The sequence below is a fragment of the Novosphingobium sp. genome, assembly GCF_039595395.1.
GTDB lineage: Bacteria > Pseudomonadota > Alphaproteobacteria > Sphingomonadales > Sphingomonadaceae > Novosphingobium.
The window spans coordinates 1,764,882-1,790,698 of sequence record NZ_JBCNLP010000006.1 but is presented as its reverse complement, the minus strand read 5'-3'; the positions used below and the strand labels follow the sequence as shown (position 1 = coordinate 1,790,698).

Below are 25,817 nucleotides of genomic sequence, written 5' to 3'. Positions count from 1 at the left end.
GGCGAGTCGCCGCCAACCGGCCTCTCACGATTGAAGCGACGGTGAGCTGCTGGGTTCCATGCTGGTCTGATCGTCCTCATAGTTAGGCGCGTCCACCCAAAATCGCCAGGAGCGGCAGGCGCAAACCGGCCAGCGCATCATCCCCAAACACGGGTGGTTGCAAAGCACATTGCCTGGCGAACGCGGCGGCCACGGAAATCGGCCATGTGCGGGCAGAAGGCGGGCGGGGGTGGCGGCCGCCTCCGGGGCCCCGGCGGGAAGGCCGCCTTCCGTCGCGGGTGCTGTTTGAGCCATAGTGTCACCGTCATCGGCTCACAGACAGCCTCATTTGATAATACGTTGATCAGCCGTCGTTTTGTTATCGGAACCGTATACGATAACCCGCCACTCTTTTCGCCCTTTCCGGGGTAGTGGGAGGATTGGAAGCGGCTTGGCGTGAGTGCAAAAAAGAGGTCCGTGGGCAAACGACGGGCTGGCCATTTCAAGGGGAATACCATGAGGAAATTTTCAAGGATTCGGGGCCGTATGTCCAGTGGCCTCGGCTCGATACTGGCGGTACTGGCGGTGGGTGGCCATGCGGAGGTGGTGTTGGCGCAGACGGCATCCACGGCTGCACGGCCTGCCACCGACCAACCTGGCGCGCAAAGGGATGCCTCCGGTCAGGTGACCGAATTGGTGGTGACTGCCACGCGGCGCTCCGAGAACGTGCAGGATGTTCCGGTGGCCACCTCGGTCATCACGCCGACGCAGATCCAGACGATCTTCAGCGCGGGCGGCGACGTGCGGGCCCTGGCCAACACCGTGCCCAGCCTGAACATCGAATCCTCCAACGGTCGTACCTTCCCTCGCTTCTACATTCGCGGCTATGGCAACACCGATTTCTCCTCCTTCGCCTCCCAGCCCGTCTCGCTGGTCTATGACGATGTGGTGCAGGAAAATCCGGCGCTCAAGGGCTTCCCGGTGTTCGACGTGGCCGACGTTGAAGTGCTGCGCGGGCCGCAGGGCACGCTCTTTGGCCGCAATGCGCCCGCTGGTGTCGTGCAGGTGCAGTCAGCCAAACCGGTGCTGGGCGAAACGTCGGGCAGCATCAGCCTGTCGGATGGTACTTACAACACCCTCAATGCCATAGGCATGCTCAACGTGCCCATCGGCAACGACTGGGCTGTGCGCCTCTCCGCGCAGGAGCAGCATCGTGACAATTGGGTGCATGATCCGATCAACAACACCAAGCTTGAAGGCTACGACGATTTCGCCGGGCGCATCCAGGTGCTCTACAAGCCCAGCAGCGATTTCAGCGCTCTGTTCAACTTCCATGGCCGTGATTTGAATGGTTCGGCGCGCCTGTTCCGCGCCAACATCGTCCAGCCCGGCACCAACAATCTGGTCCCTGGCTTCAACCCCTCCACCATCTACACCGATGGCAAGAACACCCAGCAGTTCAGCAGCATCGGCGGTAGCGCCAGGCTAAACTGGACCACCGGCCCGATCACCATCACCTCGGTGACGGGTTATGAGCAGATCCTCAACTACTACACCCAGGGCGACATCGACGGGGGCTATGGCGCCTCCTATGAAAACACCATGGGCCCGACGGTGACCAAGCCGAATGGTACGGTTGTCGGCATTCCTTTCGCGGTGGAAACCGGCGGCGGCCTGAGCAGCCATGTGCAGTTGACTCAGGAAGTGCGGGCCCAGTCGAACTATTCCGGCCCGCTCAACTGGCTGGCCGGTATCTATTACTTCGACGACAAGGCCACCGCGCCCAGCTATGATTTCGACCAGCTTGGCGTGACGGTGACTGACAACAACATCTCGCGCCAGCACAACAACGCCTTCGCCGCTTTCGCCTCGCTTGATTACAAGCCCGTGCCTCGACTGGAACTGCGCGGTGGTCTGCGTTTCACGCATGACCACAAGACCTTCAACGTCATTTCCGCGCTGAACCAGAGCTTCGTCAACACCTTCGACTCTGCCACGGCCAACAATGTCAGCGGCGATTTCAGCGCCACTTACACCGTGGCTCCGGACGTCAAGGTCTATGCCCGCTACGCCAATGGTTTCCGCGCGCCCAGCTTTGGTGCGCCCTCGTCCACCGTGGGTATCCAGGTGGCCAAGGCCGAGGTTAACAATTCGGGTGAAATCGGTTTCAAGTCGCTGCTGTTTGACCGCCGCGTCAAGCTGAACGCCGATGTGTTCTATTACAATGTGTCCAACCAGCAGTTGACGGCGGTGGGCGGCACCGACAATTCTACCCGCCTGCTTAATGCCAAAAAGACCATCGGTTATGGCGCCGAAGTCGAGTTCGAGGCGCATATCACTGACGAGCTGACCTTTGCGACGGCCGCCAGCTACAATTTCACCAAGATCGAGGATCCGACGCTGACGGTGGGCGTTTGCGCTTCCTGCACGGTTATCAATCCGGTGAATGCAACTGGCAATGCCTATATCAATGGCAATCCGCTGCCCCAAGCCCCACGCTGGACGGTGGATCCTTCGCTGACCTACCGGAAGCCGGTGGGCGACGGGCAGTCGGTCTATTTCAATTCGGACCTCGCCTATCGGAGCCAGATCAACTTCTTCCTGTATGAATCGAAGGAGTTCACTGGTCAGTCCTTCGCCAATCTGGGCCTGCGTGCGGGTTACACCTGGAACCATGGCAAATATGATGCCTCGGTGTTCTGCCGTAACTGCCTCAACCAGATCCGCATGGTCGGCGGCATCGACTTCGACAATCTGACCGCCTTCATCAATGACCCGGTCATCGTGGGGGGCCAGTTCACCGCCAAGTTCTGACTTTTAAGGTCTGACTGTGTGCACCGCTCCACCCGACCATGCCGGGTGGCGCGGCTGTTTGGAGCTGACAATGACTGTATCGCTGCGAAGACAGGTCTTTAAGGCATTGGGCGGAGCCATGCTGGTGCTGGGCGCCATAAGTGCGCGGGCGCAAGTTGCCCCGGCTGGCCTTGTCACACCCATCCCCGTTATCATTGACACGGACATCGGCGATGATATCGACGATGCATTTGCCGTTGGGCTGGCCATTTCAGACCCGCGCCTCCAGGTGCTGGGCATCACCTCGGCCTGGGGGGATACGCACAAGCGAGTGTTGCTGCTGCGCCGCCTGCTGGCGGCTGCGGGCCGCGCGGACATCCCGCTGGGCGAAGGCGTCGTTACGCCAGATTCCACCCCTTTCACGCAGGACCGCTGGGCGCAAGGTGCGAAGGACAAGGCGCCCGCGCCCGATGCAATCGCCTTCATCGCCGCGCAGGTCCGCCAACACCCGGGTCAGATCACGCTGATCGAACTGGCGCCTATGAGCAATCTTCAGGCGCTGATCCAGCGCTACCCCGATGTGCTGCCCAAGCTGAAGCAGATCGCCTTCATGGGTGGCTCGGTCCATATGGGGTATGAAAAGGGCAGCGTGATTCCCAATCCGGTGCCCGATGCGGAATATAATATTGCCGTCGCGCCCGCCGCGCTCTCCGCCGTGCTGGCCAGCGGCGTTTCGCTGGCGATGTTCCCGCTCGATTCCACCCAGCTCAAATTCGACGAGGTGCGGCGCGATCGCCTCTTCGCCTATGGATCGGCGCAGTCCGATGCGATCACGCTGCTTTATCATCAGTGGCGTCTGAACAACAGTTGGGGGCAGATCACGCCCACCCTGTTCGATGTGATCCCCGTCGCCTGGCTGATCGACCCCGGTCTTTGCCCGGCCACGCCCTTGCGTATCGCTGTGGATGGCAAGGGCTATACGCGCACCCTCAGTGGCAAGCCCAATGTGCAGGCCTGCCTCGCCCTGCATGAGGACGGGGCACAAAAGCTGATCATCAACGCGCTGGCGCCCGAGGCGGGCATCAATGCTCCGCACCAGTAAGGGAATGTGAGATGATATTTCGGATGTTCACTCGCGCCTCCCTGACGGCGTGGCTGCTGGCTCTGGTCGCTACTTGCCTTGGCCTGCCCGCTCAGGCGGATGAGGCAAGGCGCAGGGTCATCATCGATGACGATGGCTTTGGCCTGTTGCAGATGATGCTGCTGGGAGCCAAGGACGTCGAAGTGCTTGGCCTCACCTCCGTGTCCGGCGACATCTGGGCCAATCGGGTGACCGCCAAGGACCTGCGCGGACTGGAGTTGATGGGACGAAGCGATGTCCCGGTTGTGCAGGGCGCGACCGATCCCCTGCTCAACTCCGAAGTGCTGACGACCCGGTGGGAAGCGCTGTATGGCAAGTTGACCTGGAAGGGGGCGTGGATGAAACAGTGGGTCGAGCCCACCGTGCAGGCCGCGCCAGCCTATCATGGCCCTGATGATCCCGTCGATCTGCCGGAAGGAAACCCCAGGACCAAACCGCTGGATGAGGTCGCGGCCAATTTCCTCATTCGCATGGTGCACAAATATCCGGGGCAGGTCACGATCATCGCATGCGGCCCTCTGACGAATCTGGCGCTGGCCCAGCGGCTGGACCCGCAATTTGCCAGGCTGGCCAAGGAACTGGTGTTCATGGGCGGCAGCCTGAACCCGCGTCAGTTGCTCAGCACTCGCTCTGCCGCCGATTTTGCGCGCGAATATGCCAATTCCCCGCGCCGCGAATTCAATATCCGTTTCGATCCCGAGGCGGCCAGCATCGTCGCGCGCGGCCCTTGGAGGGCGATCACGGCCGTTCCTGTCGATCCCTCCACGGCTACCCAGCTTTCCCCCGACCTGTTGGCCAGACTGTCGAAAGCGGCCCGGCCTGCTCTAGGCCCCGTTTTTGGTCAGATGCAGCCCGGCTTTCCCCTGTGGGATGAGATTGCGGCTGCCGCCTGGCTCGACCCCGGACTGGTGACTGAGAAGGAAACGCTGTTCATCGACTTCAACAGTCAGTTCGGACCTGGTTACGGTGACATGCTCTCCTGGCGCCCGGGCTATCAACCCGGCTCGGGCGAGCAGCAGGCTCAGGTGATCCGCGCCATTGCTGCAGAGCGCGTGGAGACGCTTATCCTCAGTTTGCTCTCGCACCATTGAGGTCAGACCCAAAGGAAGGGGGCGGCTCCCTGTTACCTCCAGGCCTACCGGTGAGCATCATTCATTTTGGCGGATTTTAATGATGTGAGTGGGGAATCAGAGAGGCCTTTGCGGCCGCTGAAGCGGCGGCCTTACTAGCGGCCTTTGTAGGTATGGACCGGTACTACGAGGTGCCGCCCGCCTGCCTGGAAATCGAGATCACTGCGGATATCTCGGTGCATTTGCTAATCTTGCAAGCGCGGCAGTCGCGCTTGTAGAGCCAAGGTATTGCCGTCGGAATCGATGATTTCGGCGCCGGCTATTTGCTCGCCTCCTCCAGCAACTGAAGGCCGATAAGGCCAAGATAGATTGATGCTTCATCACCGGCATAGAAGATCCCCGGTCCAACCAGGCACTGGTTCGAGCAGTTCTCAAAGCGACTCATCGGTGAGCGATCAGTCCAGCGCGGCGCCGGCGGACGTGCTTCGGCAAACCGGGCCTACCTCGGTTCAACCGGCCTGCTGGGCCGCACATCAGCCAATCTCCGGAATCCTCAAGGACCACTGACGGAGAGCTCCCATTCCTGGGTGAACGCGAGCATCAAATGGATCAATTTTTGTGCGGCTTCCCGTTGAGCGTTGTCGATAGATGGAGGTGGTAAACGAACCTTACGGCCAGCGTAAATAAAGCTTGAGTAAGATTATTCGGCCTACCTCGACCGAATATGAGGCTTCGGCGAAGCTCCACCTTAATGTCCGCCACTTGTATCGATTGGACCTTGGGGCTTGGGGGCCAGCCAGATCAACACCCCGGTGAAGGCAAGGCATAGTGCCACGACGGTAAACATGTTGAGCGTGGCGAGCATTACGCTCTGACTTTCAACGGTATTGGTCAGCAAGGTGGTCGCCGTTTCGAGCGACTGGCCCGATGTGACCAATGCATCGATCGTTGAAGGGCCTTGCTGCATGGCTCCGACCAGTTCGGCCTGATTGAACCTTGCGGCATTGGTCCAACCCGTCTGGACTAGCGACGTGGCAAAGGCGGCGGTCAGCGTGCGCAGAAAATTGGAGATGCCCGCGGCATCGGCATGTTCGTGTGGGTCAACGCTTGCGATGCACAAGCCAGTGACAGGAATAAAGAACATCATCAGGAAGGGGCCCGTCAGCAGCATGGGCCAGGCCATCTGAAGAAAGGTCATATCAGGCGTGAAGGTGGTGCGCCAAAGCGAGATGAGCGCCATGCCCGCGATCCCGATCGAGATGAGCAGACGCACATCCATCTTGGCCGCCGCCGCGCCGATGGCCGGTGAGGTCAGCACCGCGAAGATCCCCATGATGCCGGTCGCATAGCCGGCCCAGGTCGCAGTATAGCCCATATTCTGCTGGAGCCAGAGCGGGATCAGGACCACCGTTGCGAAATAGGCGGCAAAGCTCATGGCATAAGTGACGGAAGCCACGATGAAACCGCGATGCCGGAAGACACGCAGGTTCACGATGGGATGCTCTTCGGTCAGCTCCCAGATCAGGAACGCCCCGAAACCAATCGCCGCGATGACGGCCAGCACGCGGATCTCGGTGGCCGCGAACCAGTCGACATTGCGCCCCTCGTCCAGCAGGATTTGCAGCGAGGCGACCCAGATGACGAGAAGAACGAGGCCGACCATGTCGATCGGCGCCCTGGCCGTCGCCTCGCGCCGTCCATGCAGCAGATAGAGCAGGCCCGCGGCGCCAAGGGCCGCGACCGGCACGTTGAGGAAAAATATCCATTGCCAACCGGCATTGTCGGAGATGATGCCGCCCAGGATCGGCCCGGCAATCGGCGCGACCGTGGTGGTCATCGCCCAGATGATGGTTGCGAGCGTTGCTTTTTCTGGAGGGAAGACGCGCAGCAGCAGTGTCATCGACAGGGGGATGATCATGCCCCCGGCAAGACCCAGCAGCACGCGGCCCCCGATCAGCATATCGAGCGAGCGGGACAGCCCGCACAGCAAGGAAAAGAAGCCAAAGGCCATGAATGCCAAAGTGAACACCCGCTGCTCGCCAAAGCGCCGGGCGAGAAAGCCCGCCAGCGGTACGGTGATGGCATCAGCAACGGCGTAGGATGTGATGACCCAAGTCGCCTCCGTCACCGATACGCCGAGCGAACCGGCAATATGCGGGATGGAGACATTGGCAATAGTCGTGTCGAGCACGACCAGGAAGTTGCCCAGCCCGATCATCAGGGCGGCGAGCATGAGGGCTGCGCCGGCGAGGGGTTTGGCCACAGGCTCTGCCACATCAGGTGCGGCGCCAGTGTCGGTCATATCGTCCGTCATATGCGTTTTCCGCTTAGTTCGAGAGATCCACGGTGGCGCTCATCGACAGTCCGACCCGCAGGGGATGATCGGCCAGTTCCTTCGGATCGAGCGCAATCCGCACGGGCAGGCGCTGAACCACCTTGATCCAGTTACCCGTGGCGTTCTGGGCGGGGACCACCGCGAAGGCAGCACCGGTGCCGCCGGAAAAGCCGATGACCCGTCCGTGATATTCAACGCCATCGCCGTAAAGATCGGAGGTGAGCGTGACGCGCTGTCCCGGCTTGACGCGGGTGAGTTGCCCTTCCTTGAAGTTGGCGTCGACGTAGGCTGCCTGCACCGGCACGATAACCATCATCGTCGCGCCCGCTTGCACGCGCTGTCCGACCTGGACCTGACGACGTGAAACGATGCCATCGACGGGTGCCCGCACCACCGTGCGTTCAAGATCAACGAGCGCCTGATCGCGCGCGGCGCGTGCGGCCAGCACTTCCGGGTTGGCATCAGGTGCGGCATTGGCGATCAAGGCGAGATTGGCATCACGACTGCCCAAGGCAGAGGTTTTATTGGCCTGTGCCTGCGCGTTCTCGGCCTCCGCGACCTTCAAATTGGCGGTGGCGGTGCTGAAAGCGTTGCGCGCGACGGTCAACTCGTCGCCGGAGACGGAGCCGGATGGCGCGAGCGCTTCGCGGCGGTCAAGATCGATCTTCGCCTTTGCAAGATCGGCACGTGATGCAACAAGGCGAGCTGCGGCGCGTGCCTGGTCCGCGGCGCGGGCGCTCACTTGGGCGCCGAGTCCGCTGTCGGTCGCAACCAGCCCCCGAACCCGGCGCTCAGCCAGCGAAAGCTCGGCGTTGGCACGCGCGAGGGCGAGGCGGGCATCCGTATCGTCGAGCCGCACAAGGACGTCGCCCCGCTTCACCCGCTGTGCGTCATCAACCAACACTTCGCTCACCGGACCGCTGACCAGCGGCGTCACCTGCGCGACATTGGCGCCGACATAGGCATTATCGGTGGAAACGTGGCGCGACGCGATAAAATGGTCATAGGCCCAATAGAGAGCGCCCAAGCCAGCCACTGTCGTTGCGAAAATGGTGAACATCCTGCGGCGCTTGGCTTTCATGGAAGCGTCATTTGGCGTTTCGATGGCCGGAGAAGCGGAAACGGTCAGGGTTTGAGTGGACATCGGGAGATCCTTCAGGAACGGAAGCCGCCGCCGAGCGCGCGGATAAGGGCGACATTGAGGACGAAGCGGCGGTTGCGCAGCGTGGCGAGGTTGCGCCGTGCATCGATCAGCGCATCTTCGGCCACCAGCACGTCAAGCGACGTGGCAAGTCCGCCCCGGTAGCGATTGTTGGCGACAGTCCATGCCGCCGATGCGGCGCGCTCGGCTTCTTCTGCCATGGCTATGCGCTGAGCGAGGGCACGTTCACTGGCCGCGGCATCGGCAACCTCACGCAGTGCCTGGGTGAGTGCGCCGTCATAGTTCGCAACCGCCTCGCGATAGTCGGCTTCAGCGGCGCGAAAGGCACCTGTAAGCTGGCCCCCTTCGAAGATCGGCAGGCTGACCGCCGGTCCGACCGTGCCGAAAGTGGAGCCGGACTTGACCAGATCGCCAATGCCGAGGGACTGCAGGCCGATCAGCCCGGCAAGGTTGACATTCGGATAGAAAGCCGCGTGCGCTTCCTTGACCCGGCTTGCAGCCGCCTGCGCTCTCATCCGCGCGGCGATGATGTCGGGACGGCGCCCGATGAGGTCGGCCGGCAAGTTGGCGGGGAGGCCAAAATCCTCGGCCGCGCGGGCGGTCGGCCGCGTGATGGCAAGGCCCCGGTCGGGGCCGGCACCGAGCAGCGCCGCGATCCTATTGCGTGTGAGCGAGAGGTTTTCGTTCAGAGTGGCAAGCTCACCTTGAGAGACGGCAAGCGCTGAACGCGCCCGATCGACTGCACCGGCGTTTTCAAGCCCCTGAGTTCGTCGTCCGTCCATCAATTCGAGCGTGCGTTGCCGCACTTCGACGGCGCGTTTCGCGGCATCGGCTTGCGCGAAAAGATCGGCGAGATCGGCATAGGCAGCGGCAATGCCGGCCGACAGGACCAGGCGTGCCTCCGCCGCCTCCGCCTGGGCTGCCGCAGCGTCGGAGCGTGCCGCGGCGATCGCCGCCCGGTTCCGTCCCCAGAAATCCAGCTCCCAATCGAGCCGCGCCGTGGCCTGGCCGTAGTCTTGCCAGCCTTGGGGCGCGAACGAACGTGGGATGAGATAGTTGTAGCTCTGCTTGGTGCCGCCAATCTCTCCATTAGCCTGGAGCGATGGCAGCAGTCGGCTTCGGGTTTCTCGCACCAGCGCGTTGGCCCGATCAAACCGTGCCTGCGCGACGCGCAGATCGGTGGCGGATGACAGCCCCTCTTCGATGAGCGCCGTGAGTTGCGGATCGCCGAAGCCATCCCACCAACGATCTGATGGCCAGGATGCTTCTGGCGCCGCCAGACTGGCGGCGCTTGCAAAGGCACTCGCCGACCGCATCGGCGGCGCCGCGCCTTGCTTGGGCAAGGTTGCGCAGCCCGCGAGGAGCGGCACTGCCAAGCCGAGCGTCGTCCAGATCATGCCTTTATGCATCGGGCCGCTCCGCCTCGATTTGAGCGGGCTGCTCGCCGGCGAGCAGCCGTGCGGCGATGCCTTCGGCCTCCCCTTCTGAAGCAGAGACGAGGATTGGATAACCCCAGAACTTCTGAAAAATGGGAGCAGAGGTTTTGGCGAGGAAGCGCTTTGCCGGGCTCGGTTCGACATACACCATGGCCAGGACATATTTATTGAGCGCTTTCCGATTGCGCTTCATCCACATTGTCAGCTGTTTTCGCTCTTCATTGGACTGAACTTGCTCGGCTGCCGCGCCAAGGCCAATCAGCACAAAAGGCTTGCCTCGCCCCAAAAGATCTTCGAATAGCTGGAAGCTTACTTCATCGCCACGCGCATCTGCGCGATTATAGTGCATATGCACGAGCGGAAATTGTGCGTCGTCAATCAGCATGGTCTGGATCCAACAAGTTCATCCTACCAAGCCTACATAGGCTGTGAATGACATGTTGGATTTTGCGACTCTGGCAGATGATTCATCGAAACTGCCAATCTTCAACGTTCGTGGAACGCCGAGCAATGATTCACCGGAACGGCCGGGGTTGAGCATCACAGCCCCAGCGCCCGCTGAGCCTCCGTCATCGTCGATATGAGCTTGGGTTTGCTCTGTTGCGATCCTGCGGGGGGAGACCCATTGCGCCGCGCGGCCAAAAACTGTCCCGGTGGTTGCCCCATCAATTTTTTGAACATGGTTATGAAAGCGCTCGCGCTTTCATAACCGAGATCGAAGGAGACCGTCTGGACAGAAGCGCCTTCGGTTAGTCGCTCGATCGCGAACATCACCTGGAACTGCTGCCGCCAACGCCCGAAACTCATGCCGGTCTGGCTCATGACGAGCCTGAACAGGCTGCGTTCGCTCATGGCAACGATCCGCGCCCATTCCCCGATCGTCGTCCAATTGGCGGGATCGGACAAGAGGGCCTTGGCTATAGTTCTCAGCCGTGGGTCGATCGGCATCGGCAGATGCAGACTGCCCATGGGCGCGCGCTCGAGCTGGTCAAGCATGGTCTGAATAAGCCGACCATCAGCACCATCGACATCATAAAGCGAGGGGAGGCGGGATACCGCGATCAGCAATTCGCGCAGCAGCGGCCCGGTCGAGAAGGTGCTGCACTCCATAGGGAGATTGCCAGCAAGTTCGGGATCGATGAAGAGCGTGTAGACCTCAAGGTCGCCGACGCAGCGCACGCTGTGCTCCATGTCACCGGGGATCCACAGTGCACACTGGCGCGGAACCATCCACAGACCCTGTGCCACCTCACATGTGATGAGACCACGGACTGCCAGGATGAGTTGCGCCTTGCGATGCTGATGGGGCGGCTGTTCGAAGCCTTCGGTGAAGAGCTCCATCCCCACCGCCGAAACGGGCCGAGGAATCTCCTCGGGCTCAAAGATTTCATAATCGTCGCGTTGCATCGTTCCAGTCCAAGGGAGCAGCCTTCTATCTGCCAGAACTCCTTCGGAAATGCGAACGATTCTCAACTGCTTGGCGGCATTGCGAAACATTCTGGCGATATCGCTCAATCCGACGACGTATTGTCCACTGTTAATCGTTCGGATGCCTGCCCAGGAAAAACTCAATCGGCACAACCACCTCGATCTCGTCAGGACGGCCAGCAGGAATGGGGGGAAAGGGCTGCGCGCGAGCCACCGTCGCCAGAGCCTCCTGATCGAGCAAGCGGCTTCCCGATGAGCTTTCGAGTGACGAGGATAGCAGGTGTCCCTGACGATTGACCCGGAAGCGAACTTTCGCGACACCCTGATCGCGCCGACTGCGCGCGGCAGGCGGATAGCGCTTCAGGCTTTCGAGGCGCGCGACCACGCGGGCTTCCCAGCTATCCTTGCCGGTTGTGCTCACTGGCGGACTCGGCGGCGTGGCGGCAGGAGCGGATGCGGCCACCGGCATCGGCGGCGGCGAGGGCATGGGTGGCGCCAAAGCCACGGCGGCCGGAGCGAGCGCCACCGGCACGACAGCCGCCAGTGCTGGGGGAAGCTGCGGCGATTGGACTGGCCGCATGGCCGGAGCCTTGCTGGTGACAGGCTTCACCTTCTCCTGCCGGACGGGCTTCGGCGCCGGGGGCGCGGGCGGGCTGGCCGGAAGCATGGTAACGGTCAGATGCGGCTTCGATGGCGGCATGTCGGTCGCCACATGCCAGGTCAGCAAGGCCAGCAAAGCCGCAATATGGATCAGCGCGGTCTTGGAAAAGGCGGCGGCAAAGCGTTTGCGGTCCGCCTGTTGCCCATAATGCGCCGGGGCGGGGGGCATGGCCGGGATCATCGGCACCGGCTCCACCGGCCCCAATGCCGTGTCAGGCGCGATGTCGGAATCCTGTCTGTCCAGAGCAAGCATCGGTGTCACAACTCAATCGCGCGGCGCAGCAGGTTGTGATAGACGCCGGTCAGGCTGAGCGTGCCATGTGTGTCATGCCCCAGTTGCTGCCTCACCTCGATGATGGCCATATCCAGATCATAGAGCAGTGAGCGCAACCCATCGTCCTTGAGCATCGACTGCGTCCAGAAGAAGGCTGAGGTCCGCGCGCCGCGCGTGACCGGACTGACCCGGTGGAGGCTGCCCGCCGGATAGAGGATCATCGAGCCGGCGGGTAGCTTGACGCTGCTCGTCCCATAGGCGTGTTCGATCAGCAACTCCCCGCCATCATAATCCGCGGGGTCGGTAAGAAAGAGCGTGGAGGAGACGTCCGCCCGCATCCTTGGCCCCCCCGAGGGCATCGCCCGCACCGCGCCATCCACATGCGCGTCAAAGGCCATCCCAACCTCATAGCGGTTGAACAGCGGCGGCAGGACGCGCAGCGGCAGCGCAACACTGTTGAACAGCGGATTGCGGCCGAGCGCCTTCAGGATGATTTCCCCTGCCTCGCGCGCGGCCTGCCCTTCCTGCGGCAGTTGCAGGTTGCGCTTGGCTTGCGCGGCCAGCTCGCCGGCCGTTTCGCGGCCATCGACAAGCTCCGCCGCATCAATGATGCGACGGACCTCGGCGAGTTCGGACTTAGTCAGCACGTCCGGTATCTCGACCACCATAACGTCAGAACTTCACGGCGACGGTTCCGGTAAAGGCCCGGCCCGGCGCCACCTCGGCACGATAGAAGAAGGCGGATGTGTAGGTGAGCGCGTTGGTGAGATTGGTCACGTTGAGCGTCACTTTATAGCGATTGTCCTCCCAGGAGATCATACCGTCGAAAGTCGTCGCACCCGATATCCGGTAGATTTGGGAGGGATCCGCATTATAGTGGCTGCGGTAATTGGCGCCGCCGCCGATCAGCAACTTGCCCGGCAGGCCGCGAATGAGCGGGGCGATGTCGTAGCTCGTCCACACCGCCGCATTGTTTTTGGAGACATAGGCCACCTGATTGCCGGTGGTATCGACGGGAACGAAGACGCTGAGCGGCGCCCCGACCAGGATCTTGCTGTCGTAATAGCTATAGGATGCCTGGATTTCCCACGCCTTGGTGATCTTGCCGGTCAGGCCCAGCTCGATGCCCTGCACCCGATCCCGCTCACCGCTTGGCACCGAGGCCCCGGTCAGCGGATCGCTATAGCTGCCTGTGTTCTTGATGGTGCGGAACAGGGCAGCGGTCGCCCCGAGCTGCTCGCCAATCAGGCTCCATTTCCCCCCGAGTTCAAGCGTATAGTTCTTGTCAGGCTGGAGATTGGGAGTGCTTGCAGAGACGGTGCCCTCACAGGTGACGTTCTGACCGGCCGGGGTGAAAGATCGTGAATAGCTGAAATAATAGTGCTGACCCGGTGTCGGCTCCCAATTCAGCGAGGCCTTCGGGCTGAGGAAATGCGTGACGCTCTTGGTGTAGGGCGGGAAGCTGCCGTCTGTGGCCTGTGTCGTTGATTTTGCGGTGTAGCTGTCCCAGCGGAGGCCGGCGATGACAGACAGGGTCGGTGTGAGCCAGGCCTGATCGCTGGCGAAAAGTCCGACATCCCATGCGCGAGCGCGGACCTGCCCGCTCGCCGGGGAAATCGTGAAACCGGGGGGATTGGAAAAATCGGGATTGAGCAGCGTGCCGCCGCTGCGCGGGCTTGAACCCGTCAGGCTGCCGAAGAGGTTGTTCTGATAATAGGCATCGATGCCGGCAATCAGTTCATGCTTGATGCCGGCGGTCGCGAACTTTGCCGTGGCCGTCGTGATGTTCTGGCCGCCGGTGCTGGTCTGCGTGTCGCCGACGACGGGCCAGACCGTATAGGCCGTGTTCAGATTGCCGGCGAGCACATCGGTGGAGCAGGTGCCGAAATTCGCGAAGCCGCCAAAGCCCGTGCCGCAGATGGTCGGCGTGAAGGCCATCCACCGCGTGTAGCGCGCCCAGCGCGTATCATTCGAGAGGGTCAGCCAGTCATTGACCTCTGCATGGAAACGCGCGGTCACCATATCAACATTGGTCAGGTCGCGATCGGATTCCTTGCCGAAGAAGCTGTTCTTGGGCACGCCATATTCGGTGACGGGCAATGTGTAACCAGTATAGCCGGCCGGAGGCATCGGGATCGGCACGCCCATGTCGGGGCGACGGTCGTCATGCTGGTGCATATAATTGAGCGTGAATGTCGTTGAAGTCCCGAGACCCAATCCGAGCGAGGCGAGCACGCCCCAGCGCTTGGCATAGATATGGTCGCGATCAACCATGTCCTGATCGTGCCACATGCCCACGACGCGCACCGCAGTCGTGTCGTTGATCTGCTTATTCACATCGGCGACAATGCGTTTCTGAAGGCCGCTGCCGAGCGTGCCGCTCAGGCCGTAGCTGTCACCCAGATGCGCTGTCTTGCTGGTCTGATTGATGACACCGCCGGTCGATCCGTTGCCGAAGCTTTCCGAGGTCGATCCTTTGAACACCTCGACGCTCTCGACCGCGAAGGAATCGCGCACATAGGCGCCGAAATCGCGCAGGCCGTCAACGTAGACGTCGCCCTTGGCATCGAAACCACGGATGCGGAAGGCATCGCCGTTCATGCCGCCGCCACCTTCACCGGTCGCGACCGTAACACCGGGTACATATTTCAGCACCTGGTCGATCGTGGTCGCCTGTTGCTGTTCGATCACGGCCTGAGGGATGACCGTGATGGTTTGCGGCGTGCCCTGGATGTCTCCAGGAAGACGATCGAGCTGGGTCCCATGGTGGAGCGTGTTGGGGCTGTTGCCCGTTTCGTTATCCGCTCGCACGCGAACCGGGCCGAGCTGGACGGGGGCGTCCTGCTTGTCGGCAGGCGGCGAACTGTCCTGGGCTTGCGCCTTGCCCGCACCAAGCAGCATCAGCCCAGTGGCGAGGCCCGCGGAAATTGATGAGGCCGAGAGGCTGTTGCGCGCGGTGGCGAGTGTGTGGGAACGAAGAGATGACGACTGCATCGGGGTTTAACCTCGGATTAGGAAGAAGGCGCGTGGAGCGCGATGAACATGGGGCGCGGCTAGGCTTGGGGGGGATAAGGTTCGCCTGCCCGGCGGCTTGAAAGGGTTCATGCGCCGGGCCCATCGTTTGAGCAGTGCCCAGCGGCTTGGCTCCGGTTCGTGAGAGGTGGGTGGCGCCTGGCATGGCGCACGCCGTGCAAGAGCATCGAGACCGATGGCTCGTAGCCGCCCATCGGCATGGTCGAGCAGCACTGCGGCGATGCGACCGCGAAACCCATCATCGCTTTTCTCGATGCAGCGGTTAAGCCAATGAAATGCTTCGTCATGAGCGCCCTGGGCATAGAGCAAGGTGGCAAGATTGAACTTTGCCCAATGGTCGCCGCGCTCGGCCGCGACCCGATAGAGAACCGCCGCGCGGCGTGGATCGGCAGGCCCGGCCCAGCCCTCCTCAAGACATCGGGCGAGGGAATTGATCGCCTTGAGATGACCAACCCCGGCAGCTTCCTCGAACAGATGATAGGCGCGGGGCCGGTCAGCGGGGTCGCCCAGCCGCATCAGGATTTGGGCGAGATTGACCTTGGCCCAGACATGGCCGAGCGCGGCGGCGCGCTCGAAATAGGGCATCGCACGGCGATAGTCCTGCGGCGTGCCCCAGCCTTTCTCATGGCAACGCCCGACCATGTTCCAGGCTTCGGGTTCGCCTTGCGCGGCGGCGCGTTCAAACCAGGCCAGCGCAGCGACGGGATCGCGCTTCACGCCGCGGCCATCAAGCAGCAGTTGGCCATAGACGAGTTGGGCAGCCGCAATCTCGCGCTGCGCGGCGGTGCGGATTGCGCTGACGGCTTCGCGCGGATTAGCGGCAAGGCGCATTTCAAGCGCGTTCGTGTCAAGCAAGACCGGTTGTAGCCGGATCTGAGCGGATGAAGACACATCGCCTCTCACGCGCAAAGCCCTGCTTTTGGGCTGGCCCTGAAAGTGAATAAGCGATGCATGACGTATCCCCTTCAAGCGGGGCGCGTCTAATTAATAATGCCTCGCATTAACGCCTCATAGGCCTTGTTGCTGAAGAGGCATAAGGCGATCTCGCCAAATCATATCGCAAAGCTGCCAACCGCGCCGGGAAGGGTGGGGGCATGGCCATCATACCCCCCCACACCCTTCCGCCTGACTCAATCCAGCCCCCGCTTCCCGGGCGCCCAGTAAGCCTTGGTTATGATGCTGGAAACCGGAATGCCTCTTGCCTTCAAGTCTGTTCGAAGGACCTGGATAGACTGTGCTTTCCCGGTGAGCAGGAAGCCGCAATCCATGTCGGTTGGCTCTGCGGCAGTTTGCGTGTTGCTGGCGCCGCGCGTGATAAGCTCGACGTTCTGAAGGGCGAGGGCAGTGACGACTGAGCCAGTCTCGTCAACCGAGTCCACTTCAAGGATCGTGCGCAAAGTGCCAGGCTGCCGCGTCTCCTGCAAAGCCTTGGCAAGGCCTAGCGATGTTTCATCGCCAAAGAGAATAAGGTTGGCCGGCAGAGAAGACGGATCCAGTGAGCGCCGCGGGCCGAAGAGATGGCATGGGTCGCCAACCTTGACATTGAGTGCCCATGCGCTGCCCGGGCCCTCTCCATGCGCGAAGACGAGGATCCGGGTGGTGCCAGCAGGTGCATCCCAATTGAGCGGTGTATAGGTCCGGTTGGTAAATGCCGAACCAAGCGAAATTTGAATTTTCTCCCCAGCGGACCAGGACACGTGGCGTAGTTCCTCGCCCTCAAGCGTGATGAGTCGGAATCGCGATCCGAGCGATTCGCATGCGCTTACGCGTGCATTACGCATCAGCAGCCTGATGAGCGCCTTGCTGATCACGCCAAGCTGGCGGTCGGCGTTTTTGGGCGAAACGGGTTGTTCTTTCATGGCATTATTCCTCGACGGGGCACTTGGTCATGCGCGCGTTGCAGAGCGGAAAAGATCGTGCGGTGAAAAATGACTAGCCCGGCATCCGCCAGCGCCCGGGCCGCAGCCTCGAACAGCAGGTTGAGTGCGGGCTCAAGGTCGATTGGCCAACGAGCACCGCCGCGCATCGGCTCAGGCTTGGTGCGCTGGCGCAGCGCCAACTCCCCAAGGATGAAAATCTCGCCCTCGGAAACGAAAGGCGAGGCGATGTCATGCAGGCGCACGATGGGCAGGGATCTCGGCAACAAGGTCATCAGCGCCGACAAGGTAGAGATGCCGCGCTCGCTGGTGCCGGCCTCACGAAGCAGGTCTTTGCCGCGAGCGGGGCCAGGTTGTGGCGCCGCCAAATGGCGCAGCGCCGCGATGAGCAGACGTTCTGTGCTGTGTCGGCTCTTCAGCGCTATGACCTTGCCTTGAAACAAATGACAAAACCTTTCGAACTGGCGCTTCTTCAACAGCCTCCTGCACCGCCGGGCTTTTGTGCTGATCGCGGAAAGGGGGCAACGCGCTATTACGAGCGATTTTCGCCACCGACATAGCAAACTGGAGCGCGCAGACATCGCGCAACCTCGCCAAAGACTTTTGATGTTCTGCCAGGCGTTCCGCCGATCCGGATGCTGATCCCGCGCCAGGGCTCAATTGAGCCAGTCAATTTGGCAGTCTGTCGATGTGCGCTGGCGGAATCGATAAAGTCATATCTGCCAGCCTTGGCTATAGCGATCTGATGCGACTGACTTGCGGTCGCAATAGCCAAGGGTGCACAATGTCGAAGATCATTCTGCTGATTGCGGCCTGGACTTTGTGCGCGGCTTCAATCTCGATGCTGAAGTGGGCAAATGCGCCTCGCAGCCGAGCGTGGCGCTGGAGCCTTGCGGCGCTCGCTTTGTGGGGATTGGCGCTCACGGCGGCGATAGAAGCGTTGGGCGCTGCCTCTGGCTCCATCGTCGCACTCTTGTCATTCAGCCTTATCGGCCTGTTCATCGTCGTTTCTGGCGCGGAACTTCGCGCGGAGCGCAAGCCGGAGAAGGCGGTCGAATTGCGGGCGGTCGAACTGGTGGAGCGACATGGCAAGCGATGGCGAGGCTGGGTCCGCGGCCTTTCCGCCGTGTTGCTGGCCGCCATCACGGCCAACGCGCTGGGCGCCGGTCTGGCCGGGATCGCATCGGCTTCGGCGGCAGATCGCTTCGCGGCCGGGCTCTTGCTCGTACCCCTGCTGTGGGCGGGATTTGCCATCTGGATGCTTAGCGATCGCGTTCTGTCGCGTCCTCTTTACGGAATGCTTGGCACGCTGGTCGCCGCAGGTGGTCTGGTCGCAAGGAGCCTACTGGCATGAACAAGAAGACGACAACCTCGACCGCACGGCCGGCGAAAACCTGGATTGCGGCATTGTTGGCGGGCCATTCGGCACTGGGCCTGAGCTTCTGTGCGCTCATCTATCTGATCTGCCTGAGTGGCACTCTTGCCGTCTTCGAACATGAACTTCAGCGCTGGGAGCAGCCGCTGCTACCCATTGCTACCGAGCTTGCGCCCCAGGCGATCGATACCGCCATTACGCAAATCCGGCAGAAGGCGCCCACCGATGCGGCTTCATCCATCACGATCACCCTGCCGACGCAAGATCGGCCTCAAATGCTTGTCTCTGCCGGTGGACATGAGGGTAAGGGCGGTCACGATTGGTATGCCGATGGATATGGCCGCCTCGTGATCGAAGCGCGTCATCCGGCCACCTCCTTTATCGCCGAGCTTCATACCGGGCTTCACCTGCCCTTGGGCGTTGGCACGGTCATCATCGGCCTGTCGGGTATGGCGCTGCTCTGCCTGATCATCTCGGGCACGCTCGCCCATGCGCGTATGTTCAAGGATGCCTTCAAGTTGCGTCTGGGCGGTGCGCGCCGGCTCCAGCTTGCTGATATGCATAACCGACTGGGCACATGGGCGCTGCCATTTGCCTTGATCATTTCATTTACGGGCGCCTTCATTGCGCTCTTCTTTTTCATGTTCGCCGGTGTGGCGACCACGACCTATCGGGGCGATATGGGCAAGGCATTCGCTGATCTGGCGGGGCCCTTCCCAAAACATGACAGGCGCCCACAGCCTTTGCCGCCGATCGCACCCTTGATCGCGCAGGCTCGCCTAGCGATGCCGATGGCCACAATGGACACGCTCGATATTCAACAGCCGGGAACGCGCGGCCAGCAGATCGGGATCAGTCTTCGCGAGGCGAACCCGCTGCTCGCCCCGGCTCGTTTCGTGTTCGACGGTGATGGTCGGCAGATCTACTCCAGCGTGGCGCCCCCCTTCTCGGCCCCGCAACAGCTTCTGCTGGCAACCCAGCCTGTGCATTATGGATGGTTCGGGGGGCTCGGGGTCAAGATTGCTTATGGCCTTCTGGGCATTGTGCTCTGCGTGGTAACATCAACCGGCGCCCGGGTCTGGCTCGAGCGTCGACGCGACAAGGGACGTCCGGCTCCGACCTTCGAGCGGCTGTGGATCGCTGTCAAATGGGGACAGCCGCTCGGTATTGCGCTTGCCGTCTGGATTGCGCTGGTGAGCACCGGCGCCATAGCGCCGACCCTGGTTTGGGTCCTCGTCAGCGCAGCAACATTGCTGGCCGCAGCTTTCCGAGGGGCGCAAGATCGTCTGGATCGCTGGTTGCGAATTGCGCTTGCGTCCGTGCTTGCGGTCGTGGTGGTGTCACATCTTTGGATCTGGCGTGACTCCGAAGCCATCTTGGTATCCTGGCCAATCGACGGAATGATTTTAATCAGTGCAATCATGGTGGGATTTACTCTGCCGAGGCGTTGAGGTTTCCCAGCTGTTCCAGCATAGAAGCATGTGTTGCCTCTGTTAAAATGTCCACTTTTTGTGAACCTGCAATATAAGGCTTTGGGCCACCTTCCAAGTCCGGACTTACTCGGCAGGAAGGGAGTCGCAGGTTCCTCGATCTTGCTAAAAATAGTCAATTTTCAAATCATACAGATGATTGCTCGGACTGGCTTTCTAAAAATCAAGGGGCGCGCGAGCGAGCGACCTGTTGAAATGTCTGCTTGTGGGCGTAACTGGATGATGTTAGTCGCGGCGTCGACCGGCGGGTTTGTCCCAGCGACCATGACCGGCTGTCGCCGGACACCGGTGCCGATAGGTTCAAATTTCTGTGTTTTCGGCAAGAGCAAGCGCGTCCTCCACGTCGATCCCGAGATAGCGCACTGTGTTCTCGATTTTGCTATGGCAGAGAAGCATCTGGAAAGCCCCTAGGTTGCCGGTTGCCCTGTAGATGATCGATGCCTTCGTTCGGCGAAGCGAGTGGTTGCCATACTCGCTTCGCATCAGGGCGCCCCCTGTCACCCATTCGTCGACAAGCCGAGCATACTGTCGTGTGTTTAGGTGTCCATTGTCATCAACCCGGCTTGGGAACACATAATCGTCCACCGGGCCGCTGCGGCGCTCGAGCCATGCCAGCAAGCTCGCCCGAGCGTCGGGCAGCAGTTCGAACTGAACGGGCCTGCCTGTTTTCTACTGCATAACGATTGCTCACGTTCGGATCTGCCCTGCCGCTGACAAGGTCGCCGATCAATCTTCATCTGCGCCAGGTCGCAGCCCCGAAGCTTGCTGTCGATCGCGAGATCGTACAGTCCACGATTTCGCAGGCGGCGGCGCTGATTGAGGGACAAACGGATCTCCCAGATCTGTTTCGGTTTAATGGCCCGCTTTGCGCCTACGGCCCTTCCGGCATTCCAAACCGGGTGTTTGGCGGCGGTGAGTTTGGTTACAGGCATCTCCACGGTCTTTCTACGGAGAGGTCATGACGTTCTTGTCGAGATTGTGCCTCGTTCGTTCGAGAAAAAAATGATGAACGTAAGGCAGTTTTGAAGGGCCCAGCTTGAGCCTCAAACGGCGGCCCTCGCGGGGGGCAACGTCCGCCATCCAGCACCGGCAAGTTCCGACCACAATGCGTCGTTCGCACATGTTGCCCTGAACGGCGGCTTCCGACGACGAAACCGGATGTCCAGCCCGGGCGCGATCAGCCCGACCCCCGTTGCCCATGCCGCCGAGCGTTTCGTGGACCAGCCCGCAAGGCGCGACACGCTGGAGAGACTGGCGGTGGCCATGTCGGATGCCTATGGCACCAGCGATGTGGTGCTCTACACCGTTGCCATTCAGGGCCAGAACTTGTCCGGCGGGCGGGTGATCGTGCGCGTGGCGCAGGGCTTTATCAAGGGGATCACCTATCCCGATGGCTCGACCCCGGTGATCCGTACCTATGCGCAGCATCTGCTGGGGATGAAGCCGCTGCGCCGCTCGGCGCTTGAGCGGGAGTTGTCCCTGATGCGCGATATCGCCGGGGCGAATGTCACCGTCGATCTGCCGCGCGGGCGACAGCCGGGCGGGGTGATCCTGTCGCTCAAGATGAAGCGCAAGCCTATCGACGGCTCGCTGGCCTATGACAACAGCCGCTCGCAACTGCTGGGCCAGGGGCAGTTCAACGCCACAATTTCTGGGGACAGCCTGCTGCGCGACGGCGATGAGACCAAGCTAAATGTGATGGTGGCCCGCAACTTCCGTAGCTTTATCTCCACCGCACTGAGCCGCGCCACTCCGCTGGGCCATAATGGGCTGAAGCTGACTCTCTCCGGCGCATGGTTGAAAACAGACGTCCCCGCATACAATCTGCGCGGCCATGCGGTGGTGGGCGGCGCCTCGCTCAGCTATCCGGTGATCCGGAGCTATCGCAAGAACCTGACCGTCAGCGTCGGGCTAGATGTGTTGAACAGCGATTCCGCCCTGTTCGGCACCGTCGCCTCCAGCGACCATATCCGCACCATGCGCGTGGCGGCGGGCTACTCATGGGCGGGCAAGAAAACGGTCTGGTCGCTGGGCAGCACGGTGAGTCAGGGTCTGGCGATCCTCATCTGCCCCAATCAGCAGAACCTGCAAGGTAGCGCCAGAGCACCGCTTACCTTGGTTCTGGTGATAGCAGTCAGGATGTGGCCTTTTGTTTAGACGCGGAGGCTAATCGGTCGCCTGCTATTGTCGCGCTGAGGTGCCGCCTTCCTATCGCAAACGATCAGGGTGCCAGCGATGCCATAAGCGCGCCGGCTGTGCCGGGAAGGGCATGATTTCAGCCGACGCGCCCCCGCTCCGATCGATCGGCGGCCTGAGCGAGGACATTTAGCTTAGCGGCGCGATCCTGCCGATGGGCTGAAGCGGGACGTCAGGCGTCGTTCAGCCCTTTCCCCCGTTCCAGACAGCCCTCCAGGTTCAGTATCGCATAGCAAGGCTTGGCTCAGCGTCATTGGTCACCGGAACAACGCATGAGCCGCTGGTTTTGGAGCGCGGGGAGAGGAAATCCGGTGCCGATTTGGGTCAAAGATCGGCGGCGTCGCAAAATGCCAGTTTAACCTGAATTACAGCAAATCGCGATACGGCACCGCCTGGGCTCAGGCTGTGTCCGCTGCGCGCCCAACCGAGTCCAATGGGCCAAGTGAAGTATTTCATGGAGAAGCATTATACCTGCCGCGAACATTCTGCATGCTGGAACGCTCTTGCTCGTCAATGCGATGCTCGCACTCTTGTCCTCGGCGATATTCATCGCCTCCTGGGCCAGTCGGCTGAACCCGCCAAGAAACAAGGGCCTGCTACACTGGGGGATCGGCTATGCGCTGATTGGATCCGGCTTCTGCGTCCTCGCGCTTCCAGCGGCACGGATCGATTTCCCCTATCTGGTACTTTGCGGGAATCTCTTGATCGACGTTGGGACCGTGTTGACCCTGCTGGGGGTGGCCGCCTATTTTCAGCGTTTGGGCTGGGAGCTGTGGGCGCTTCTGCCCGCGGCCGTTCTCGCCAGTGTCGAGATCAGCCTCGTCCTGAGCGGCGGCGAGAATTATCGGGTCATGGTGCCCTTCGGCGCCGGGGCGCGAGCGATTGTCACAATTGCGACCGCAACCATGCTTTGGCGATGCTCGGATGAGGCCAGCCGATTGGCCGCACGCTCGTCAAGTCTCTTCCATCTGGCCTGGGCTGCCATGCTGGCGCTCAGGATTGGCTGGTGGTTCGCACATCCCTCGATGGGCGCGGGGGCGGATCCGACGTCGACTTTCGGACTGTTGTCACGCCTGTTGCTGACCTGGGCAATCACACCGACCTATCTATGGATGCTGAGCCGGGAGCTGGATGCCGAACTCATCCGCCACGCCCGGCAGGATCCTCTCACGGGGATTGCGAACCGACGCGTGATGTGGGCGGAAGGCGAGAAATGGGTGGAAACGGTGGATCGCAAGGGGCGATACATGGCTGTCGTCATCATTGATCTCGATCATTTCAAGGCCGTAAACGACAATTGGGGGCACGCGGCGGGCGACGAGGTACTGGTCGGCGTGGCACATACCTTGGCGCGGCATAAGCGGGAGGAGGATCTGCTTGCGCGCATCGGGGGAGAGGAGTTCATGGTCCTGATCCGTCATGAGCATCGGGACCTCGTAAAGGCGACGAATGCAATCGAAGCCATCGCCGAGAGGCTTCGCCAGGCAATCGAGAAGCAGGAATTCAGTTTCTCCGATAGTGACATCCTGAAGTGCACGGCGAGCATCGGCTACGCGGTGTCACAGCGCGGGCAATCGCATTGGAGTACCGTCGTCGAAGCGGCAGACAAGGCGCTCTATGATGCCAAGCGGAACGGTCGCAATCAGGTCCGCGGATCCAGAGTCGGGCCCAATAGACAGCCTCCGCTGCCGCTTGGATCATAATTTGTTGGCATGGCTTCAGCCGAAGCTGACGCCGGTCAGATTTTCAGAGAGATCCCACAGCCTCGTTGCAGCCTCTGCGTCGAGTGCTTGCGGTGGAATCCGCGCGGTGGCGGGCGCACCGCTGGTCTCGCCAAGGCTCCTTGGGCCATAATAGCCGCCGGGTACAGCCTTGGAAGACGTCGCCGCAAACAGCGTCGGCAATGCCCCTTGCGCTACAGGCTGGAACAGGAACCACAGCAGCGATCGGGTAAGCCCCATAACGCTGCGGCGCCCCGGGGCATTGTGCAATAGATCAGTCCGCGCGACGCCCGGATGGGCACCGATGCTGGTCACTGCCCATTGACCGCGATCGCTGCGTCGTTGCAGCTCCAGGCTGAACATGAGGCATGCAAGCTTGGATTGGCTATAGGCCGGCATCGGCTGGTAATGCGCCCTGGCGTTGATATCGTCAAAATCGATCGCCCCGCTTCGGGCCGCTATGCTCGACAGCGTGACGACCCTCGATCCGGCGGTCCGGCGCAGAAGAGGGAGAAGCCGACCGGTCAAAGCGAAATGGCCGAGATAGTTCGTGCCGAGTTGAAGCTCGAAGCCGTCCTGGGTCTCTCGCCGTTGCGGCGGCACCATCACGCCGGCATTGTTGATCAGCACATCGAGGCGATCAAATCGCCCCGCAAACCGAACAGCGAAGGCCGCGACAGAAGCGAGGCTGGCGAGATCAAGCTGTTCGAACAGAATGTTTGCACCTGGTACGGCGGTCCTGATCTTTCCGATCGCATCGGCACCCTTGTCGGGATTGCGCCCGGCTAGGATCACCTGGGCTCCGGCGCGCGCCAGTGCCAGCGCATCCTCATACCCCAGACCGCCGGTGCCGGTGACGATCGCGACACGGCCCGTCTGTGGGGGAATATCTGATGCAGTCCAATTTGCCATGGCATGCCTTTCAAAAAAGCTACACTGGGTGTAAGATCTATTTATTACACTGAGTGTAGATTTCAAGGCCCAACGACGATGAGCAGCGACATCACACCGCAAGAGGGTACGCGGGCGCGCAAGCGCCGCGAGACGCTTGCGCGGATCACCGAGGCAGGTATCTCCCTGTTCCTCAAGAAGGGCTATGCCCCGACCACGCTCGACGACATTGCAGCGGCGGCAGGCATTTCCCGGCGGACTTTCTTCTACTATTTCAAATCAAAGGACGAGATCCTGCTGTCGCTTCAGAGCGGCATGGGCGAGATGATCGTCGATGCCCTCAGAAAGCAACCATCCGAAAAGCGACCGCTCGAGGCAGTTCGAGACGCAGTGCTGAAAATCTGCGGGATGTTCCCTGCCGACGAAATGATCGCGATCGATCACTTGATGCGGACGAACCCGGTTGTGCAGGCGCGCAAGCAGGCGAGCATGATCGAGCACGAGGCAACGCTTTATGCGGCGCTCCGCGAAAAATGGGCGGCGCCCGACCAAGCCGTTGGGTTACGAATGGTAGCGATGATGGCGATGGGAGCGGTTCGGGTTGCTACTGATGCATTCCATCAAGAAGGCGGCAAGCGGCCGTTTACCGATCTGTTGAACGAGAATTTCGATGCTCTAATCGACGCATCTGAGACCGGCGGATGGCCGTTAGGCAAGAGGCGGTCGCTGCGGCACATTTCAAGGTGGAAACGCTGATTTCGACGACAGGCGACAGGCAGCTCGGCGCCGCAGAATGGCGCATTTTGGCCGAACTCGTTGTCCCGGCAGATCGCTTGAGTGACGAATAAGGCCCAACGCCAGTCGATCAGAACCTCCAGGGGGAGAAATGAACGACCGGCTGCTCCTGACGATCTAAAACTGAGCCTTAATCGTCAGCAATGTCAGCGACCGTTCCC

General features: G+C 61.3%; 20 protein-coding genes and 1 pseudogene. 8 read left to right on the top strand and 13 right to left on the bottom strand.

Features of this window, described 5'->3' with window-relative positions; all coding sequences use genetic code 11:
* The first annotated feature begins 525 nt into the window (after positions 1-525).
* The 3 genes from ABDW49_RS27440 (at position 526) to ABDW49_RS27430 (ending at position 5,004) form a co-directional block, all read left to right on the top strand.
* The gene (locus ABDW49_RS27440) at positions 526-2,793 is read left to right on the top strand and encodes a TonB-dependent receptor (protein ID WP_343617004.1); all 2,268 of its coding nucleotides are present in this window, start codon (positions 526-528) and stop codon (positions 2,791-2,793) included.
* A 70-nt stretch (positions 2,794-2,863) separates the two neighbouring features.
* The gene (locus ABDW49_RS27435; RefSeq protein WP_343617002.1) at positions 2,864-3,874 is read left to right on the top strand and encodes a nucleoside hydrolase; all 1,011 of its coding nucleotides are present in this window, start codon (positions 2,864-2,866) and stop codon (positions 3,872-3,874) included.
* 11 nt (positions 3,875-3,885) lie between these two features.
* A complete protein-coding gene (locus ABDW49_RS27430; protein ID WP_343617001.1) occupies positions 3,886-5,004 on the top strand; it encodes a nucleoside hydrolase in 1,119 nt (372 codons plus the stop codon).
* A gap of 727 nt (positions 5,005-5,731) precedes the next feature.
* Here the strand turns inward: ABDW49_RS27430 and ABDW49_RS27425 are convergent.
* The 11 genes from ABDW49_RS27425 to ABDW49_RS27375 all read right to left on the bottom strand — a co-directional run bounded on the left by ABDW49_RS27425 (position 5,732) and on the right by ABDW49_RS27375 (position 17,664).
* Complete coding sequence (locus tag ABDW49_RS27425) at positions 5,732-7,297, bottom strand: DHA2 family efflux MFS transporter permease subunit (protein WP_343616999.1); 1,566 nt, start codon at positions 7,295-7,297, stop codon at positions 5,732-5,734.
* 13 nt (positions 7,298-7,310) lie between these two features.
* Positions 7,311-8,462 (bottom strand): HlyD family efflux transporter periplasmic adaptor subunit, encoded by a 1,152-nt coding sequence (locus ABDW49_RS27420; protein ID WP_343616997.1) that lies wholly within the window; start codon positions 8,460-8,462, stop codon positions 7,311-7,313.
* 11 nt (positions 8,463-8,473) lie between these two features.
* The gene (locus ABDW49_RS27415) at positions 8,474-9,877 is read right to left on the bottom strand and encodes an efflux transporter outer membrane subunit (protein ID WP_343616995.1); all 1,404 of its coding nucleotides are present in this window, start codon (positions 9,875-9,877) and stop codon (positions 8,474-8,476) included.
* A 4-nt stretch (positions 9,878-9,881) separates the two neighbouring features.
* Positions 9,882-10,301 carry a hypothetical protein gene (locus tag ABDW49_RS27410; RefSeq protein ID WP_343616993.1) on the bottom strand — a complete coding sequence of 140 codons (420 nt, stop codon included), beginning with the start codon at positions 10,299-10,301 and terminating at the stop codon, positions 9,882-9,884.
* A 155-nt stretch (positions 10,302-10,456) separates the two neighbouring features.
* Positions 10,457-11,323, bottom strand: a complete 867-nt coding sequence (locus ABDW49_RS27405) for a helix-turn-helix transcriptional regulator (RefSeq protein WP_343616992.1) — start codon at positions 11,321-11,323, stop codon at positions 10,457-10,459.
* A gap of 130 nt (positions 11,324-11,453) precedes the next feature.
* On the bottom strand, positions 11,454-12,257 hold the full coding sequence (locus tag ABDW49_RS27400) for a TonB family protein (RefSeq protein WP_343617421.1): 804 nt from the start codon (positions 12,255-12,257) through the stop codon (positions 11,454-11,456).
* 5 nt (positions 12,258-12,262) lie between these two features.
* Positions 12,263-12,946, bottom strand: a complete 684-nt coding sequence (locus ABDW49_RS27395; RefSeq protein WP_343616990.1) for a Fe2+-dependent dioxygenase — start codon at positions 12,944-12,946, stop codon at positions 12,263-12,265.
* Between the two features lie 4 nt (positions 12,947-12,950).
* Complete coding sequence (locus ABDW49_RS27390) at positions 12,951-15,272, bottom strand: TonB-dependent receptor (protein ID WP_343616989.1); 2,322 nt, start codon at positions 15,270-15,272, stop codon at positions 12,951-12,953.
* Between the two features lie 6 nt (positions 15,273-15,278).
* Positions 15,279-16,142 (bottom strand): tetratricopeptide repeat protein, encoded by an 864-nt coding sequence (locus ABDW49_RS27385; RefSeq protein ID WP_343616988.1) that lies wholly within the window; start codon positions 16,140-16,142, stop codon positions 15,279-15,281.
* Positions 16,143-16,441: 299 nt separating this feature from the next.
* A complete protein-coding gene (locus ABDW49_RS27380) occupies positions 16,442-17,170 on the bottom strand; it encodes a siderophore-interacting protein (protein ID WP_343616986.1) in 729 nt (242 codons plus the stop codon).
* Positions 17,167-17,664 carry a hypothetical protein gene (locus tag ABDW49_RS27375; protein WP_343616984.1) on the bottom strand — a complete coding sequence of 166 codons (498 nt, stop codon included), beginning with the start codon at positions 17,662-17,664 and terminating at the stop codon, positions 17,167-17,169. The genes ABDW49_RS27380 and ABDW49_RS27375 overlap by 4 nt, the downstream gene beginning before the upstream one ends.
* Before the next feature lie 308 nt (positions 17,665-17,972).
* Between ABDW49_RS27375 and ABDW49_RS27370 the strand changes: the two genes are divergently transcribed.
* Positions 17,973-18,542: a hypothetical protein gene (locus ABDW49_RS27370; RefSeq protein ID WP_343616982.1), complete on the top strand. Its 570-nt coding sequence runs from the start codon at positions 17,973-17,975 to the stop codon at positions 18,540-18,542.
* On the top strand, positions 18,539-20,014 hold the full coding sequence (locus tag ABDW49_RS27365) for a PepSY-associated TM helix domain-containing protein (RefSeq protein ID WP_343616981.1): 1,476 nt from the start codon (positions 18,539-18,541) through the stop codon (positions 20,012-20,014). Before ABDW49_RS27370 ends, ABDW49_RS27365 begins: the two co-directional genes overlap by 4 nt.
* Positions 20,015-20,353: 339 nt before the next feature.
* On the opposite strand, the pseudogene ABDW49_RS27360 reads toward ABDW49_RS27365, so the two are convergent.
* Positions 20,354-20,991, bottom strand: a pseudogene (locus ABDW49_RS27360) (tyrosine-type recombinase/integrase).
* A 220-nt stretch (positions 20,992-21,211) separates the two neighbouring features.
* Between ABDW49_RS27360 and ABDW49_RS27355 the strand changes: the two are divergent.
* Both ABDW49_RS27355 and ABDW49_RS27350 read left to right on the top strand, forming a co-directional pair.
* On the top strand, positions 21,212-22,210 hold the full coding sequence (locus ABDW49_RS27355) for a ShlB/FhaC/HecB family hemolysin secretion/activation protein (RefSeq protein ID WP_343616979.1): 999 nt from the start codon (positions 21,212-21,214) through the stop codon (positions 22,208-22,210).
* Positions 22,211-22,752: 542 nt separating this feature from the next.
* On the top strand, positions 22,753-23,952 hold the full coding sequence (locus ABDW49_RS27350) for a GGDEF domain-containing protein (protein ID WP_343616977.1): 1,200 nt from the start codon (positions 22,753-22,755) through the stop codon (positions 23,950-23,952).
* A 15-nt stretch (positions 23,953-23,967) separates the two neighbouring features.
* On the opposite strand, the gene ABDW49_RS27345 is transcribed toward ABDW49_RS27350, so the two are convergent.
* Positions 23,968-24,882 (bottom strand): oxidoreductase, encoded by a 915-nt coding sequence (locus tag ABDW49_RS27345; RefSeq protein ID WP_343616975.1) that lies wholly within the window; start codon positions 24,880-24,882, stop codon positions 23,968-23,970.
* A gap of 78 nt (positions 24,883-24,960) precedes the next feature.
* Here ABDW49_RS27345 and ABDW49_RS27340 point away from each other — a divergent pair, with 78 nt between their 5' ends.
* On the top strand, positions 24,961-25,617 hold the full coding sequence (locus ABDW49_RS27340) for a TetR/AcrR family transcriptional regulator (protein ID WP_343616974.1): 657 nt from the start codon (positions 24,961-24,963) through the stop codon (positions 25,615-25,617).
* The last annotated feature ends 200 nt before the right edge of the window (positions 25,618-25,817 follow it).

Excerpts from the sequence above, each read along its gene's own strand:
- ABDW49_RS27440 (WP_343617004.1), top strand. The coding sequence starts at position 526 with ATGTCCAGTGGCCTCGGCTCGATACTGGCGGTACTGGCGGTGGGTGGC.
- ABDW49_RS27435 (WP_343617002.1), top strand. The coding sequence starts at position 2,864 with ATGACTGTATCGCTGCGAAGACAGGTCTTTAAGGCATTGGGCGGAGCC.
- ABDW49_RS27430 (WP_343617001.1), top strand. The coding sequence starts at position 3,886 with ATGATATTTCGGATGTTCACTCGCGCCTCCCTGACGGCGTGGCTGCTG.
- ABDW49_RS27425 (WP_343616999.1), bottom strand. The coding sequence starts at position 7,297 with ATGACGGACGATATGACCGACACTGGCGCCGCACCTGATGTGGCAGAG.
- ABDW49_RS27420 (WP_343616997.1), bottom strand. The coding sequence starts at position 8,462 with ATGTCCACTCAAACCCTGACCGTTTCCGCTTCTCCGGCCATCGAAACG.
- ABDW49_RS27415 (WP_343616995.1), bottom strand. The coding sequence starts at position 9,877 with ATGATCTGGACGACGCTCGGCTTGGCAGTGCCGCTCCTCGCGGGCTGC.
- ABDW49_RS27410 (WP_343616993.1), bottom strand. The coding sequence starts at position 10,301 with ATGCTGATTGACGACGCACAATTTCCGCTCGTGCATATGCACTATAAT.
- ABDW49_RS27405 (WP_343616992.1), bottom strand. The coding sequence starts at position 11,323 with ATGCAACGCGACGATTATGAAATCTTTGAGCCCGAGGAGATTCCTCGG.
- ABDW49_RS27400 (WP_343617421.1), bottom strand. The coding sequence starts at position 12,257 with ATGCTTGCTCTGGACAGACAGGATTCCGACATCGCGCCTGACACGGCA.
- ABDW49_RS27395 (WP_343616990.1), bottom strand. The coding sequence starts at position 12,946 with ATGGTGGTCGAGATACCGGACGTGCTGACTAAGTCCGAACTCGCCGAG.
- ABDW49_RS27390 (WP_343616989.1), bottom strand. The coding sequence starts at position 15,272 with ATGCAGTCGTCATCTCTTCGTTCCCACACACTCGCCACCGCGCGCAAC.
- ABDW49_RS27385 (WP_343616988.1), bottom strand. The coding sequence starts at position 16,142 with ATGCGCCTTGCCGCTAATCCGCGCGAAGCCGTCAGCGCAATCCGCACC.
- ABDW49_RS27380 (WP_343616986.1), bottom strand. The coding sequence starts at position 17,170 with ATGAAAGAACAACCCGTTTCGCCCAAAAACGCCGACCGCCAGCTTGGC.
- ABDW49_RS27370 (WP_343616982.1), top strand. The coding sequence starts at position 17,973 with ATGTCGAAGATCATTCTGCTGATTGCGGCCTGGACTTTGTGCGCGGCT.
- ABDW49_RS27365 (WP_343616981.1), top strand. The coding sequence starts at position 18,539 with ATGAACAAGAAGACGACAACCTCGACCGCACGGCCGGCGAAAACCTGG.
- ABDW49_RS27355 (WP_343616979.1), top strand. The coding sequence starts at position 21,212 with ATGTCCAGCCCGGGCGCGATCAGCCCGACCCCCGTTGCCCATGCCGCC.
- ABDW49_RS27345 (WP_343616975.1), bottom strand. The coding sequence starts at position 24,882 with ATGGCAAATTGGACTGCATCAGATATTCCCCCACAGACGGGCCGTGTC.
- ABDW49_RS27340 (WP_343616974.1), top strand. The coding sequence starts at position 24,961 with ATGAGCAGCGACATCACACCGCAAGAGGGTACGCGGGCGCGCAAGCGC.